Consider the following 15,177-nt stretch of genomic DNA (forward strand, 5'->3'; position numbering starts at 1 on the left):
GAGCCGACATGGACCTCCCCCTCATCTGGTTCCTGCTCATCGCCGTCCTGTGGACCGGCTACCTCGTGCTCGAGGGCTTCGACTTCGGCGTCGGCATGCTCATCCCCGTCCTGGGTCGCAAGGACAAGGACCGCCGCGTCCTGATCAACACGATCGGCCCCGTGTGGGACGGCAACGAGGTCTGGCTGCTCACCGCGGGCGGAGCGACCTTCGCGGCTTTTCCCGAGTGGTACGCCACGATGTTCTCGGGGTTCTACATCCCGTTGCTGCTCATCCTCCTGGCGCTCATCGTCCGGGTGGTCGCCTTCGAGTGGCGCGGCAAGATCGACGACGACGGCTGGCGTGCCTGGGCCGACCGCGCGATCGTCTTCGGATCGGTGGTCCCCGCCATCCTCTGGGGCGTCGCCTTCGGGAACCTCGTGCGCGGGGTCCACCTCGACGCCGACCACCAGTACGTCGGGACCTTCTGGGACCTGCTCAACCCCTACGCGCTTCTCGGCGGAGCCACGACCTTCCTCATCTTCCTCACCCACGGTGCGGTGTTCGTCGCCCTCAAGACCGACGGCGACATCCGACGCGGCGCAGGGCGCCTGGCCTCCCGGCTCGCCGTCGCGACCCTGCTCGTCGCAGGCGGCTGGGCCGTGTGGACCCAGCTCGCCTACTCGACCGCGTGGACCTGGGGTGCCACCCTCGTCGCCGCCGTCGCCCTCGTCCGGCTGGTGGTGCTCACGCGCCAGGGCCGTGAGGGACGTGCCTTCGCCGCCTCGGCGGTCACCATCGTCGCGGCCGTCGTGCTGATCTTCGGCTCGATGTTCCCCGACGTCATGCCGGCGGTCGACCCGGCGAACTCCCTGAACATCCGCAACGCCTCGTCCACGGACTACACCCTGACGATCATGACCTGGGTCGCCGTGATCCTCACCCCGGTGGTGCTGCTCTACCAGGGCTGGACGTACTGGGTGTTCCGCAAGCGCATCAGCACCGCGCAGATCCCCGAGCACACCGGGCTCACCTTCCTGCGCAGGTGAAGCCCCTCGACCCGCGGCTGCTGCGCCGCGCCCGGGCGGCCCGCCACTACGTGCTGCTCACCGCGACCACCGGGGTGCTCACGGCCGCCCTCGTCGTGGCCCAGGCGCTGCTCCTGGCCCACGCCCTGGCCCCCGTGGTCACGCGCGAGGCCGACTGGCCCGACGTCGCGGGCACGGTCGGCTGGCTGGCCGCGGTCGTGGTCGCCCGCACCGCGGTGACCGCGGTCCAGGAGCGGTACGCCCACCGCGCAGCGACCCGCACCGTGGCCGAGCTGCGCGCCCAGGTCCTGACCCACGCCGCAGCTCTCGGACCCCGCTGGCTCGCGCAGGGACGGACCGCGACGGTGGCGACCCTGGCGACCCGAGGCCTCGACGACCTCGAGCCCTACCTGGTCCGCTACCTGCCACAGCTCCTGCTCGCCGCGACCGTCACCCCCGCGGCCCTGGCCGTCGTGCTCGGGCTGGACTGGATCGCCGCGGTGACCATCGCCCTGACCGTGCCGCTGGTCCCCCTGTTCATGGCCCTCGTCGGCTGGCTCACCCAGGGCTACGCCCAGCGACGGCTCGCGACCATGCAGCGTCTCGGGGACCAGGTGCTGGACCTGCTCACGGGCCTCCCGACGCTCCGCGCGCTGGGGCGCGAGCACGGCCCTGCGGCCCGAGTACGGGCCCTGGGCGACGCCCACCGTCGCGCCACGATGGGGACGCTGCGGGTCGCCTTCCTCTCCGGCATGGTGCTCGAGCTCCTGACGACCCTCGCCGTCGCGCTCGTCGCGGTCGGTGTCGGCTTCCGCCTCGTCTACGGGCACCTCGACCTGACCACGGCCCTCGCCGTGATCGTGCTCGCCCCCGAGGTGTACCTGCCGCTGCGCCAGGTCGGCGCGCACTTCCACGCCTCGGCCGACGGCGTGGCTGCCGCGGAGCAGGCGTTCACGATCCTCGAGACCCCCGCACCGGCCCGCGGTCGCCTCGCCGCCCCCGACCTGCGCTCGGCCACCGTCCGGCTCGAAGGGGTCTGCGTCACCGCGCCCGACCGCGACCTGCTCGCCCCCGCGGGCCTCGACCTGGCCCTCGCCCCCGGCACGGTCACCGCCCTCGCCGGCCCGAACGGCGTCGGCAAGTCGACCGCCGCCGCCGTCCTCCTGGGCCTGCTGGCCCCCACCGCGGGACGGGTCCGGGTCGCCGGGCTCGACCTGCGCGAGCTCGACCCGGATTCGTGGTGGGCGCAGATCACCTGGGTGCCCCAGCGGCCCGTCCTCACCCCCGGCACGGTCGCCGAGCTCGTCGACGACGGGCGGCAGGTCCACCCCCACGCGCGGGACCGCGCCAGCCGCCTCACCGGCCTCGACGCGGTCGTGGCCCGGCTGGGCGCGGGCTGGGGCACCACGGTCGGCCAGGGGGGCTACGGCCTGAGCCTGGGCGAGCGCCAGCGCCTCGCCCTGACCAGGGCCTTGCTCGACCCCGCCCCGCTCGTGGTGCTCGACGAGCCGACCGCGCACCTGGACCACGAGGGCGAGACCGTCGTGCTGCGCGCCGTGGAGCACCTGCGCGGCCAGGGCAGGACCGTCCTGCTCGTCGCGCACCGGCCCACCCTGCTGGCCTGCGCCGACCACGTCGTCGAGGTCCGCGCCAGCGCCCTCGAGGGTGCCGACGCCGCTCCGGACGGGCCGCCGTCATGAGCAGGCTCCGCGACCTGCGCACCGATCCGCTGGTCCGAGCCGTGCTGCTGCTCGACGTCTCCTGGCGGCGGGCGGCAGCAGCGGTGCTGGCCGGAGCCGGAGCCCTGGGCAGCGCCGTCGCCCTCGCCGCCGTCTCGGCCTGGCTGATCGCCCGCGCCTCAAAGATGCCACCGGCGATGGAGCTCTCGATCGCGGCGGTGGCCGTGCGCACCTTCGGGATCACCCGCGGGCTGCTGCGCTACCTCGAGCGCCTCGTCTCGCACGACCTCGCCCTGCGCGGCATGACGACCCTGCGCACCGAGCTGTACTCCCGGCTCGCCGCCGGGCGGACCGAGGCCCTGGTCGGCGTGCGGCGCGGTGACCTCCTCACCCGTGTCGGGGGCGACGTCGACCGCGTCGGGGACGCCGTCGTGCGTGGTCTGCTCCCGGCAGCGGTCGCGGCGGTCGTCGGTGCGGGAAGCATCGTGCTCCTCGCGGCCTTCCTCCCGGCGGCGGCGGCCTGGCTCGCGCTGTGCCTCGTCGTCGCGAGCGTGCTGGCGCCCTGGCTCGCCACCCGGGCGGCCGCGCGGCTCGAGCGCGAGCAGGCCCAGGCCCGCGCCGAGATCGGCGCCCTGACCCTCGTGCTCCTCGACGGAGCCGGGGAGCTCGCCGTCTCGGGCCGTGCCGCCGCCGTGCACGAGGCGCTCGCGCGCGCCGAGGCGGACCTCGCCCGGGCGACCGACCGCGCCGCACGCCCCGCTGCCGCGGCCACCGCCGCCGGCCCCCTCAGCACCGGACTCGCCGTGCTCGGTGCCCTGGTGCTCGGCATCCACGCGACCACGGTGGGGACACTGACCCCGGTCGAGCTCGCCGTCGTGGTGCTCACCCCCCTGGCAGCCTTCGAGGCGGCGACCCTGCTCCCCGGAGCCGGGGTCCAGCTGCTGCGCTCGCGCCAGGCCGCGACGAGGATCCTCGAGCTCCTCGACGCCGCGGCTGGGCCGGACCGGCACGACCGGGGGCCGGGCCCTGGTGACGGCGGCCGGGCCCGCACGGCACCACGCCCGGCCGCCGCTGCGGCCCTCGGGGCCGCGCCCGGTCCCGTCCCCGTTCCCGTCCTCGAGGCCCGGGGTCTGTCCTGCGGCTGGCCGGGCGGCCCTGCCCTGCTCCGCGGGGTCGACCTGCACCTCGAGCCCGGTCGCTCGGTCGTCCTCGTCGGCCCCAGCGGCGTCGGCAAGACCACCCTCCTGCTGACCCTCGCCGGGCTCCTGCCACCCCTGGCGGGACAGGTGCTGCTCGACGGCCAGCCGCTGGTCGACCTGCCGGCCGGCCGGCGCTCGGCGAGCATCGCGATGACCGGTGAGGACGCCCACGTCTTCGACACCACCGTGCTGGAGAACCTCCGGGTGGCCCGGGGCGGCGTGGACGAGACCACCGCCCGCGCAGCCCTGGAGCAGGTCGGCCTCGGGGCCTGGCTCGCACGGCTGCCCGCTGGTCTGGGCACCGTCCTGGGCACCGACGCCGCCCAGGTCTCCGGGGGCGAGCGCCGACGCCTGCTCGTGGCCCGGGCCCTCCTCGCCCCCGCTCCCCTGCTCCTGCTCGACGAGCCCACCGAGCACCTCGACCGCCAGGGGGCCACCCTGCTGGACGACCTCGTCGGACTGCGCGCGCCGCTCGTCCGGGACCGCGGCCTCCTCGTCGTGACGCACCGCCTCGCCGGGGTGGAGGCCGCCGACGAGGTGCTTCTGCTGGCCCCGGACGGCAGGATCAGCGCGCGGGGCGAGCACCGTGCGATGCTCTCCCGAGAGGACTCCGCGGCGTACCGGGCCGCGTGGCAGCACGAGAGGCAGGAAGTCCGATGACGCCGCTCGACCTCGGGCACCACGACAGCTCCCTCGCCGCGGCGGACCTGCTCCAGGCTGCGATCAACCTGGCCTCGGACCTCGACCTCCCGACCGTCCTGCAGCGCTTCGTCCAGGCCAGCGCGGACCTCACCGGTGCCCGCTACGCGGCGATCAACGTCCTGGACGCGCGGGGCCGGTCGACGACCTTCGTCCACAGCGGGATGGACGCCCGTCTCGCCGAGCTCCTGGGACGGCCGCCCCACGCGATCGGCGTGCTCGGCTCGATCCCCGCCCACGGCACGCTGCGCCTGGAGGACCTCACCCAGCACCCCTCCTTCGCGGGCTTCCCGCCTCATCACCCACCGATGGGCGCGTTCCTCGGCACTGCGGTCCGGGTGCGGGACAGGGTGTTCGGGTACCTGTACCTCTCGGAGAAGGCCGGCGGCTTCACCGCCGAGGACGACCAGGCCGTGCTGACCCTGGCCGCCGCAGCCGCCGTCGCGATCCAGAACGCCCAGCTCTACGGTCAGGCCGAGCATCGCGAGCGGTGGCTCCAGGCCAGCCAGCAGATCACCATGCTGCTGCTGCAGGGGGCCGACGAGGAAGAGGTGCTCGCGCACGTCGCGACCTCCTCGCGCGAGGTCTCCGAGGCCGACACCGCTGCGCTCGTGCTGCCGAGCCTGGGCGACTCCCTGGTGATGGAGATCGTCGACGGGCTCGGGGCCGAGGAGCTCCTGGGCACCGTCATGCCCCTGGACGGGAGGGCGCACACCGTGCTGCGGGACGGGAACGGCCTGGTCGTGGACTCCCTCTCCGGCGCGCGGGCCATGCGTGTGGACGCCCTGCGGCAGTTCGGCCCGGCGCTGTACGCCCCGATGCACGCCGACGGGCGCGGGGTCGGCGTGCTCGTCCTGCTCCGACGTGTCGGCTCCCCCCCGTTCGAGGCGAGCGACCTCGCGACGGCTGAGTCCTACGCCGGCCAGGCGGCCATCGCCCTCGTCCTGGCCGAGGCCCGTCACGCCCAGGACGTCGCCGCCCTGCTGGACGAGCGCGAGCGCATCGCCCGCGACCTGCACGACCTGGCGATCCAGCAGCTCTTCGCCACCGGCATGCAGCTCGAGACGGTCCGTCGTCGGGCAGCCCGCGGCGTGGACCCCTCGGAGCTGACCGGGATCGTCGAGGACGCCCTGGACAACGTCGACGCGACCGTGCGCCAGATCCGCTCGATCGTCCACGCCCTGCGGGACCCGGACGCCGACGCCCCCCTCGCGGAGCGGCTCCGGCGCGAGGCCTCGCTCGCCCGCACCGGACTGGGCTTCGCCCCCTCGCTCGTGATCTCGGTCGACGGCCGGGTGCTCGACTCGACCGCCAGCCTCGACGGTGACGCCGGGACGATCGACGACCGGGTCGGCGAGGACATGTCCGACGACGTCGTCGCCGTGGTCCGCGAGGGGCTGGCGAACGCCGCGCGCCACGCCCGGGCCCTGTCGGTGTCGATCTGCGTGACGCTCCAGGGTGATGCCCCCCTCGGTCGCATCACCGTGGAGGTCGAGGACGACGGCACGGGCCTGCCCGACGACCGGGAGCGCCGGTCCGGGACGGACAACCTGGCCGCCCGCGCGCGCCGTCACGGCGGGTCCTTCGCCCTCGGGGCGGCGAGCTCGGGCCGGGGTGCCCTCCTGACCTGGCAGGCGCCCGTCAAGGGTCGCGCCCGCTGAGCCGACGGGCCCCGCGGTCCCCCGGCTCAGTCGGTCGCGTCCGAGCGCCAGGCGCTGCGCTTGTGCCCGGCCACCCACGCAGCCGCCTGGGTGCGTCGCTGCAGGCCCATCTTCGCGAGGAGCGAGGTGATGTGGTTCTTGACGGTCTTCTCGGCGACACCGAGCCGCTCGGCGATCTCCCGGTTGGACATGCCCTCGCCGATGAGGTCCAGCACCTTGCGCTCGCTCGGGGTGAGCTCCTCGGTCGGGTCGTCATGCCCGGCACGACGTCGGGTGACGGTCCGCTCGTCGAGCAGGGTGCGCCCGGAGGCGACCGAACGGATCACGTCGGCGATCTCCGCGCCGCGCACGCTCTTGAGCACGTAGGCGGCGGCGCCGGCCTGCAGGGCTGCGGCGAGGGCGTCGTCGTCGTCGAAGGAGGTCAGGACGATGGCCCGGGTGTCGGGAAGGGTCTCGCGCAGAGAGGTCATGAGGTCGATGCCGGTACCGTCCGGCAGCTGCAGGTCGACGAGCATCACCTGAGGGCGGACGAGGTTGGCTCGGCGGATGCCCTCAGCCACCGAGCCTGCCTCCGCGACAACGCCCATGCCGTCGGTGCGGTCGATCACCTCCGCGATCCCGCGCCGTACGACCTCGTGGTCGTCGACGATCATCACGGCGATGTCTGCTGCGGGCCCGGACGCTGCGGGCGAGACGGTGGCTGCCACAGGTCGATCCTAGGGAACTCGGGGCCTCGAGGGCACGCGCCGTGCCGTGCGCGGTCGAGGCTGGCACCCCGGACAGGTGAACGACGAGCGGTTCATGAAGGCTTCACGGACCACCGGCCGACCGCAGCGCGGGCACGGTCGCCCGGCCTGGCCGTAGACCGCGAGGGACCGGTCGAAGTACCCCGAGGCCCCGTTCACGTTGACGTACAGGGCGTCGAAGCTGGTCCCGCCGGCCACCAGGGCCTCGCGCATGACCTCCTCGGCGGCGTCGAGCACGGTGACGACCTGGGCCGGTCGCAGGGCGTCAGCAGGGCGCGCGTAGTGGGTCCGGGCCCGCCACAGGGCCTCGTCCGCGTAGATGTTGCCGATGCCCGAGACGAGCCCCTGGTCGAGCAGCACCCGCTTGATGTCGCTCCGCCGCCGCCGCACCGCTGCGACGAGGCCGGTGCGGTCGAGGTGCGGGTCGAGCAGGTCTCGGCTGATGTGCGCCACCGGGACCGGGACCGCGGCGAGCTCGCTCCCCCGTCCACCCGGGGCGCCGTCGGGGGTGGTCAGGAGCTCGGTGACCGCGAGGTGGCCGAAGGTCCGCTGGTCGACGAAGTCGAGCACCCGAGAGCCCTGGGGGCCCTCGAGGGTGAGCCGGGCGCGCAGGTGCGGGTGGTCGGGGCCCGGGGTGTCTCGCACCAGGAGCTGGCCGCTCATGCCCAGGTGGGCCATGAGCGCCTCGCCCGAGTCGAGCAGGACCCACAGGTACTTGCCCCGCCGCACGGCCGCGGTGAGGGTCCGTCCACGCAGGGCCGCAGCGAAGTCGAGGGCCCCACCCTCGTGGCGGCGCACGGCCGACCCGCGCCTGACCTCGACCTCCTCGACCGCGCTGCCCAGGACGTGACGGGCCAGACCATCCCGCACGGTCTCGACCTCGGGGAGCTCAGGCACCCTGCGCGAGGGCCTGGAGGGCACGGTAGGCCGCCGCGGCAGCCTCCTGCTCGGCGACCTTCTTGGATGGGCCGTTGCCGGTGCCGCGCACCTCGTCCGCGAGCACGATGCTCGCGGTGAACGTCCGTGCGTGGTCGGGGCCGTCGCCGTGGACCCGGTAGTCGGGGGACCCTAGCCCGAGGCGTGAGGCGAGCTCCTGGAGGGAGGTCTTCCAGTCCAGGCCCGCGCCGAGGTCGGCGGCGATCGCGAGGGTGGGGTCGACGAGCCTCTCGACCACCGTGCGCGCGACCTCGAGGCCGTGCGTCAGGTAGGTGGCACCGAGGATCGCCTCGAGGGTGTCGGAGAGGATCGAGTCCTTGTCCCGTCCCCCGGTGGCGAGCTCCCCCTTGCCGAGGAGCAGGTACTCCCCCAGGCCGAGGTCGCGGGCGATCGCTGCGAGGGAGCGCTGCGAGACGGTCGCGGCCCGCATCTTGGCCAGCTCTCCCTCGGACAGCCCCGGGTGCCGCCGGTACAGCGCCTCGGTCACCACGAGCCCCAGCACCGTGTCGCCGAGGAACTCGAGGCGCTCGTTGGTGGGGATGCCGCCGGCCTCGTGGGCGAAGGAGCGGTGGGTCAGGGACAGCACGAGAAGCGGGGGGGGCCGGGGGGCCCCCCCCGCTTCTCGGCAAGCTGAGCGGCAGGGTGCTCGGTCATCGACCGGTCACCTGCGTGAGGAGCACGACCGACAGCGGTCAGCGCGACTCGTGCTCGGTGCGCAGCGCCTCGGCGTACTGACGCCCCTTGTAGGCACCGCACGACGGGCAGGCCTGGTGGGGCCGCGTGTCGGCGGAGCACCGGGTGCAGGTCGTGAGGGTCGCGGCAGTCGTCTTCCACTGCGACCGACGCGCACGGGTGTTGCTGCGCGACATCTTGCGCTTCGGAACAGCCACGGCTAGCTCTCTTTCGTGTCGTCGAACAAGTGCTTCATCCGGTCGAGCTCAGCCCACCGGGGGTCCAGGATCTCGTGCTGGTGGTCCGCGTTCTCCGGGTCCGCCAGGCGTGCCCCGCACTCGGAGCACAGACCTGGGCAGTCCGTCGAGCAGACCGGGCGGAACGGCAGTGCAGGCACCACGGCGTCCCGGACCACGGTCTCGGCGTCGATCAGGTCGCCGTCGAGCTCGCGGATCTCCTCCTCGTCGTCCCCGTCCTCGACCGCGACGCGAGCCCGCTCAGGATAGACGTACAGCTCCTGGATGCTGACGTCGATGCTCTCGACGACCTGCTCCAGGCAGCGTGCGCACTCCCCGACGGCCCGGCCACGGACGTGTCCGGAGACCAGGATCCCCTCCATGACGGACTCGAGCCTCAGGTCGAGGTCGAGGTCGTCACCGGCGGGGATGCCGATCACGGCGGTACCGAGATCCTCCGGCGCCTGCACCGTGCGGCGCACCTGTCGCATCGTCCCTGGTCGTCGGCCGAGATCGTGCGTGTCGAGCACGAGGGGCGAACGAGGGTCGAGGGCGATCAGACGCTCCGCAGCATGGTCCGGGGTCGAGGGGTCTCGGTCCGCGCCGCGAGCGGCAGGACCAACGGGAGATGCTACGCCATGGCGGGGCCCCGCCCAAACAGGCGGCGTGCCGCGACGCGTGCGGTCTCCCGCCTGCCGTCAGGACGGTGAGTGCCGGGGGCGGTCCTCGGTCAGCCTGCCGGCCAGCTTGGCCCGGCCCGCCTGGACCTGGGTGACGACCTTGCCGAGGTCGATCTCGAAGTCCGCGAGACGACGGTCGCAGTAGTCGTCGGCCTCGCGGCGCATGCTCGCGGCCGTGCTCTCGGCCTCGGCCACGATCTCCCGGGCGCGGACCTCGGCCGCAGCGACCACCTGCTCGGTGCTGACGAGCTCCTCGGCCCGGCGGCGCGCGGCGGTCACGATCCCCTCGGCCTCGGCCCGCGCCTCGGTGAGGACCTGGTCCGCCCCGGCCAGGACCTCGTCGGCCTCGGTCAGCTGGGTGGGCAGCACGGCGTGGGCCTGGGCCAGCAGGTCCATGACCTCGGCGCGGTTGACCAGCACCGAGGAGGACATGGGCATGGCACGGGCCTGGGCGACGGCCTGCTCGAGGGCCTCGAGGATGCCGGTGAGCCCTTCGGACCGGACGGTCGGGGGGGCAGGCTCGGCGGGACCGCCGGGCCCCGACCCTGGTGCGCTTGGGTTCATCCTCGTGCTCCTTCGTCGTGGGCCCGTAGCCGGGCGCGGACCAGCTCGGCGACACCGGGCGGGACGAGGTCCTCGACCCGCCCGCCGTGCCGGGCGACGTCCTTGACCAGTGAGGAGGCGATGTGGGCGACGGCGCGGTCCGCCGGGACGAAGACCGTCTCGATCCCGGTCAGGTGCCGGTTCATCAGGGCCATCGGCAGCTCGGCGTCGTAGTCGGCCCCGCCACGCAGGCCCTTGAGCAGGGCCGTCGCGCCGATCTCCTGGCAGAAGTCCACCAGGAGCCCCGGCACCACCTCGACCCGCGCTCCGGGGATCTCGGCGACGGCCGAGCGTGCCAGACCGACCCGGTCCTCGACGCTCAGCAGGGCGCTCTTGCTCGCGTTCCGCGCGACGCCCACGACCACCTCGTCGAAGAGCCTCGTCCCGCGGCGGACGACGTCGAGGTGCCCGAGGGTGATCGGGTCGAAGGACCCGGGGCACACGGCGATGGTCACAGGCCCACTCTAGGCCGGTCTCTCGGCGAACCACAGGGTCGTGTCCCCGTACCCGCGCCGGTCGGCGAGGGCGAGGTCCGCGCCCGGCCACCGTGGTTCAGGGCTGCGGGCCGAGCGCTCGACGACGACCACGGCCCCCGGGGCCAGGTGCGGCACGAGGAGCTCGAGCACCTCGGCGAGGGCCTCCTCGGTGACGTCGTAGGGCGGGTCGAGCAGCGCGAGGTCCGCGAGGTCGCCGTCGGTCCCCGGCGGTCGGCGCAGGTACGAGGCCACGGTCGCCGCGACGACCACGACCCCTGCCAGGCCCACGGTGCGCAGGTTCTGCCGGCACACCTCGGCCGCGGGGCGGGCGGACTCGACGAGCACCACCTGCCGAGCACCCCGGCTCGCCGCCTCGAGCCCGAGGGCCCCTGACCCCGCGTAGAGGTCGAGCACGACCGTGCCGTCGAGCAGGCCGCGGTGCTCGAGCCGGGAGAAGAGCGCCTCACGGACCCGGTCGCTGGTGGGTCGGGTGCCCCGGGGCGGCACCTTGAGGGTGCGTCCCCCGGCACGTCCTGCCACGATCCTGGTCACCGGGCCAGCCTAGGCGCGGGGCGCAGACCCTCAGGCACGGTCCAGGAACTCCTCGCGACGCGGGTCGAGCCAGGTGCCGATGGCCTCCTGGAGCACCGGCCATCGCGCCAGGTCCGGGTCGGCCATGACGAGCGGGGTCGCGTCCTGCCTCGCCTCGGCGATCACGTCCCCGTGGCGGACCACCCGCAGCAGGCGCAGCGAGCTGCGGCCACCGGACTGCGAGGCACCGAGCACGTCCCCCTCGCGCCGCAGCTCGAGGTCCACACCGGCCAGCCGGAAGCCGTCCGTGGTCTCGGCCAGGGTGCGCACCCGCGTGGCCGCATCGGTGCCCTCGGCCGCCGCGGAGACCAGCAGGCACAGGCCAGGGGCCTGGCCCCGACCCACCCGACCACGCAGCTGGTGGAGCTGGGAGAGCCCGAAGCGGTCGGCGTCGAGGATCACCATGACGGTCGCCTCGGGGACGTCCACGCCGACCTCGATCACGGTGGTGGCGACCAGCACCTGGAGCTGCCCCGAGGAGAAGCGCGCCATGGCCTCGTCCTTCTCGGCCGGCGGCATCCGACCGTGCAGGACGCCGACCTCGACCCCCGCGAGGTGGGGCATGGCCGCGAGCTCCTCGGCGACCTCGAGCACCGCGCGCAGCGGCGCGGCCGGACGTGCGGGTCCCGTCTCGTCCTCGCGGGCGGGCTCCCACCCCTCCTCCGCGGTGGCGGCGCCCTCGGCGGGGTCGTCCGGGCTGATCCGCGGGCACACGACGTAGACCCGGTGGCCGGCGTCGACCTCCTCGCGCACCCGCTGCCAGGTCCGAGTCATCCAGGTCTCGTTGTCTGCGGGGACCACGTGGGTCGTGATGCCCGGGCGCCCGGCGGGGACGTCGAGCAGCATCGAGGTCTCGAGGTCCCCGAAGACGGTCATCGCCACGGTCCGCGGGATGGGGGTGGCGGTCATGACCAGCAGGTGGGGCGGCACACCGGCCCGGGTCCGCAGCGCGTCGCGCTGCTCGACGCCGAACCGGTGCTGCTCGTCGACCACGACGAGCCCGAGCTCGGCGAACTGCACCGAAGGGCTCAGCAGCGCGTGGGTGCCGACCACGATGCCTGCACGCCCGGAGGCCGCGTCGAGCAGGGCCTCACGCCGGGCCGCGGTCGACTGCGACCCGGTCAGCAGCACCACCCTGGTCGCGCGCTCGGCCCCGCCGAGCAGCCCTTCCTCGGCGAGCGGTCCCAGCAGGGCCCGCAGGCTGCGCAGGTGCTGCGCGGCGAGCACCTCGGTCGGCGCGAGGAGCGCGGCCTGCCCGCCGGCGTCGACCACCTGGAGCATCGCGCGCAGGGCGACGACCGTCTTGCCCGAGCCGACCTCCCCCTGGAGCAGCCGCTGCATCGGCTGCGGGCGCTCGAGATCGGTCGCGACCTGCTCCCCGACCTCGACCTGCCCCGGGGTGAGGGTGAACGGCAGGCGCGCGTCGAAGTCGGCGAGCAGGCTCGGTCCCTCCCGCCGCGGCCGGGCGACGGCGTGCTCGGCGGCCACGATCGCGCGACGCCGGGCGAGGGCGGCCTGCAGCACGAAGGCCTCCTCGTACCGCAGCCGGGCCTGCCCGCGACGCCAGTCGGCGTCGGCGAAGGGCGCGTGCACCCCGCGCAAGGCCTCGTGCAGGCTGACCAGACCTCGCTGCTCGAGGATCTCGGCCGGCACCGGGTCCGGGAGGTCGGCCTCGGTCAGGGTGTCGAGCACGGTGCGGACCGCACGCTGGATGCGCCAGGTGGGCAGGGCGGCGCTCGACGGGTAGATGGGGATCGGGCGGGTGGCCTCGACCAGGACCGCAGCCTCGTCGTCGACGTCCTCACCGATCACCTGGTAGTCGGGGTGGGTGAGCTGCAACGCGCCCCGGTACTCCCCCACCGTGCCCGTGAACAGCGCGACCTTGCCGGGCCGGAGCCGGTGCTCGTGGCTGCGCAGCGCCCCGGACCTCTTGGCGAAGAACGTCAGCTGCAGGTCGTGCGTGCCGTCGGTGACACCCACCTGCATCAGAGAGCCGCCGCGCGAGCGCATGGTCCGGACGGTCGCCTGGCGTACCTGCGCCATGACGGCCACGTGCTCGCCGAGGGCGAGCTCGGACAGGTCGGTGAGCCGGCCCGGCTCGGCGTAGCGACGGGGGTAGTGCCGCACGAGGTCCCCCACGGTCCGCACCCCCAGGGCGTCGAGGGCCTCGGCCGTGCGCTTGCCGACCACCCGCTCCAGCGGCTCGAGGAGCCTGTCGGGCTCTGCGGTCACTCGATCCCCACCTCCAGCCGACTGCCCTCGCCGCCGCCCTCGAGCACGACCACCTCGAGGTCCGGGTGGCCGGCCCCGAGAGCGTCGACCAGGGCCGTGACGACGCGGGGCGGGGTGCCCTGCGCGGTCACGAGGGTGACGATCTCGGCCGTCCCGACCAGCGGGACGACCACCTCGGGAGCCGTCGAGGTCCCACCGGCACCGGTGTCGAGCACGACCGATCGGAGTCCACGCACGGCCGCCAGGACAGCACCGCGTTGCTCCTCGCTCCCCATGACAGGGTCGAGGCCGGCCCGGGTGGCGGCGCCCACCACGACCTGCACCTCGCTCAGACCTGCCACGACCTCCACCTCGAGCTCGTCGCCGTCGACCGAGCGCGGCACCGGACCGGGCAGCACAGCGGTGCCGGCCGGGCCGGTCGCGAGCACGAGGACCTCCTGGGCGCCCGAGTCCTCGACGGCTCGGGTCACCGCGCGGGTGAGCGTCCGGCCCTCGGCCGCGAGCACGACGACCGCCCCCGCCCGGGCCAGCGCGGGGACGAGCCCGGGGGCGCCGGTCACCGCGACGAGGCCCAGCGCGGGCGCCCGGTCACCGTGCACCCCTGACTGCCGCAGGAGGTGACGCACCATCACCTGGTCCGCCACCAGGCCGAGGCGAGGTGCGAGGGCGACGGCCTCGAGCGGCCGGTCGGTGTGCACGTGCACCTGCCAGAGCGCGCGGTCCTCGACCACGACCACCGAACGACCCAGGTCACCGAGTCCTGCACGGAGCGCGTCGGCCGGTGCATCAGCATGCTCGACAGACGCAGCACGGTCGGCGGCCGGGCCTCCTGCGGCACGCTCGGCGAGGTACATGACCTCGAACTCCCCGTCCGACCCCGGCTCCTCGCCAGGCGTCGACGGGGTGGGGGGCTCCCCCCACGGCTCCACCGTGACGCGGCGGGCCCGGCGCGTCACGGTGCCGTCCCCGGACCCGGGCTCGGGAGGCAGGGCGTCCGCGAGGGCCTCGAGCACGAGGAGGAGGCCCAGGGCCCCCGCGTCCCGGACCCCCGCGGCGCCGAGGGCGGGCAGCTGGTCGGGGGTGAGCGCCAGGGCGACTCCGCCGGCCACCAGGCCGGCGTCGAGCACCGCGGCCAGGGACTCCTGCCGACCGGCCGTCGCGGCGCCGTCGGCCACCGCTCCGGCCACGGTCAGGACCGTTCCCTCGACCGGCTCGCCGACCGCGCGTCGGGCGGCGGCTGCGGCCCGGACCAGGGCCGGGACGGCAGGGTGCACGGAGGGCGGGCCCGCAGCTCGGGGCGGGTCCGCGGCAGGGTCAGCGGGTCGGGCGGGTGTCGGCCACCCCAGGAGCAGCGCGCTCAGGTACTGGCTGAGGATGACCCCGGAGTTGCCCCGGGCACCCACGAGCGCGCCGCGGGCCAGGGCGTGGGCGACCTCCTCGGCCGTGGCCTCTGCCGGCAGGTCCGCCACGGCCTCGGCGGCGTCAGCGAGGGTCAGGTAGAGGTTCGTCCCGGTGTCGGCGTCGGGGACGGGGAAGACGTTCACCGCGTCGAGCGCGCGGCGATGGTGCCTCAGCGTCTGCGTGGAGCCCGCGAGCCAGCGTCGCAGCGTGGACGCGGAGAGGCCGAGGAGCGGTGCTGCTCGATCCACCCGGCTTCCTCCTCGCCCTCGCGGCCCTCGGCCCTGACGTCACGTTTGGGTGCACCCGCGACGATCGGCTACCCTATCGAGGTTGCCCGGTCATGCCTGGGTGGGTGCAGG

The 15,177-nt window shown here is 74.7% G+C and carries 14 protein-coding genes; 4 read left to right on the forward strand and 10 right to left on the reverse strand.

Going from position 1 to position 15,177, the window contains the following annotated elements; all coding sequences use genetic code 11:
* The first annotated feature begins 8 nt into the window (after positions 1-8).
* From cydB to J4G33_RS02860, 4 genes are read left to right on the forward strand one after another with little or no spacing between them, the layout of a single operon-like run.
* Complete coding sequence (cydB, locus tag J4G33_RS02845) at positions 9-1,028, forward strand: cytochrome d ubiquinol oxidase subunit II (protein ID WP_208054352.1); 1,020 nt, start codon at positions 9-11, stop codon at positions 1,026-1,028.
* A complete protein-coding gene (gene cydD, locus J4G33_RS02850) occupies positions 1,025-2,707 on the forward strand; it encodes a thiol reductant ABC exporter subunit CydD (protein ID WP_208054353.1) in 1,683 nt (560 codons plus the stop codon). The genes cydB and cydD overlap by 4 nt, the downstream gene beginning before the upstream one ends.
* Positions 2,704-4,545, forward strand: a complete 1,842-nt coding sequence (cydC, locus tag J4G33_RS02855) for a thiol reductant ABC exporter subunit CydC (protein ID WP_208054354.1) — start codon at positions 2,704-2,706, stop codon at positions 4,543-4,545. Before cydD ends, cydC begins: the two co-directional genes overlap by 4 nt.
* Entirely contained in the window at positions 4,542-6,245 is a 1,704-nt protein-coding gene (locus J4G33_RS02860; RefSeq protein WP_208054355.1) for a sensor histidine kinase, read from the forward strand. The genes cydC and J4G33_RS02860 overlap by 4 nt, the downstream gene beginning before the upstream one ends.
* 26 nt (positions 6,246-6,271) lie before the next feature.
* Here J4G33_RS02860 and J4G33_RS02865 read toward each other — a convergent pair whose 3' ends face one another.
* The 10 genes from J4G33_RS02865 to J4G33_RS02910 form a co-directional block, all read right to left on the reverse strand.
* Positions 6,272-6,898, reverse strand: coding sequence for a response regulator (locus tag J4G33_RS02865; protein ID WP_208054664.1), 627 nt, complete (start codon positions 6,896-6,898; stop codon positions 6,272-6,274).
* 63 nt (positions 6,899-6,961) lie between these two features.
* The gene (gene mutM / locus J4G33_RS02870; protein WP_208054356.1) at positions 6,962-7,888 is read right to left on the reverse strand and encodes a bifunctional DNA-formamidopyrimidine glycosylase/DNA-(apurinic or apyrimidinic site) lyase; all 927 of its coding nucleotides are present in this window, start codon (positions 7,886-7,888) and stop codon (positions 6,962-6,964) included.
* Positions 7,881-8,513, reverse strand: a complete 633-nt coding sequence (rnc, locus tag J4G33_RS02875; protein WP_208054357.1) for a ribonuclease III — start codon at positions 8,511-8,513, stop codon at positions 7,881-7,883. The genes mutM and rnc overlap by 8 nt, the downstream gene beginning before the upstream one ends.
* 106 nt (positions 8,514-8,619) lie before the next feature.
* The gene (gene rpmF, locus J4G33_RS02880; RefSeq protein WP_208054358.1) at positions 8,620-8,817 is read right to left on the reverse strand and encodes a 50S ribosomal protein L32; all 198 of its coding nucleotides are present in this window, start codon (positions 8,815-8,817) and stop codon (positions 8,620-8,622) included.
* Between the two features lie 2 nt (positions 8,818-8,819).
* Entirely contained in the window at positions 8,820-9,326 is a 507-nt protein-coding gene (locus tag J4G33_RS02885; protein ID WP_208054359.1) for a YceD family protein, read from the reverse strand.
* Between the two features lie 207 nt (positions 9,327-9,533).
* Positions 9,534-10,079 carry an ATP synthase subunit B family protein gene (locus tag J4G33_RS02890; protein WP_243758372.1) on the reverse strand — a complete coding sequence of 182 codons (546 nt, stop codon included), beginning with the start codon at positions 10,077-10,079 and terminating at the stop codon, positions 9,534-9,536.
* Complete coding sequence (gene coaD / locus J4G33_RS02895; RefSeq protein WP_208054360.1) at positions 10,076-10,573, reverse strand: pantetheine-phosphate adenylyltransferase; 498 nt, start codon at positions 10,571-10,573, stop codon at positions 10,076-10,078. The genes J4G33_RS02890 and coaD overlap by 4 nt, the downstream gene beginning before the upstream one ends.
* 9 nt (positions 10,574-10,582) lie before the next feature.
* Positions 10,583-11,146, reverse strand: a complete 564-nt coding sequence (gene rsmD, locus J4G33_RS02900; RefSeq protein ID WP_208054361.1) for a 16S rRNA (guanine(966)-N(2))-methyltransferase RsmD — start codon at positions 11,144-11,146, stop codon at positions 10,583-10,585.
* 30 nt (positions 11,147-11,176) lie between these two features.
* Positions 11,177-13,417 carry an ATP-dependent DNA helicase RecG gene (locus J4G33_RS02905; RefSeq protein ID WP_208054362.1) on the reverse strand — a complete coding sequence of 747 codons (2,241 nt, stop codon included), beginning with the start codon at positions 13,415-13,417 and terminating at the stop codon, positions 11,177-11,179.
* Positions 13,414-15,066, reverse strand: coding sequence for a DAK2 domain-containing protein (locus J4G33_RS02910; RefSeq protein ID WP_208054363.1), 1,653 nt, complete (start codon positions 15,064-15,066; stop codon positions 13,414-13,416). Before J4G33_RS02910 ends, J4G33_RS02905 begins: the two co-directional genes overlap by 4 nt.
* Positions 15,067-15,177 lie beyond the last annotated feature (111 nt).

This window comes from Actinotalea soli, assembly GCF_017565425.1.
Taxonomy (GTDB): domain Bacteria; phylum Actinomycetota; class Actinomycetes; order Actinomycetales; family Cellulomonadaceae; genus Actinotalea; species Actinotalea soli.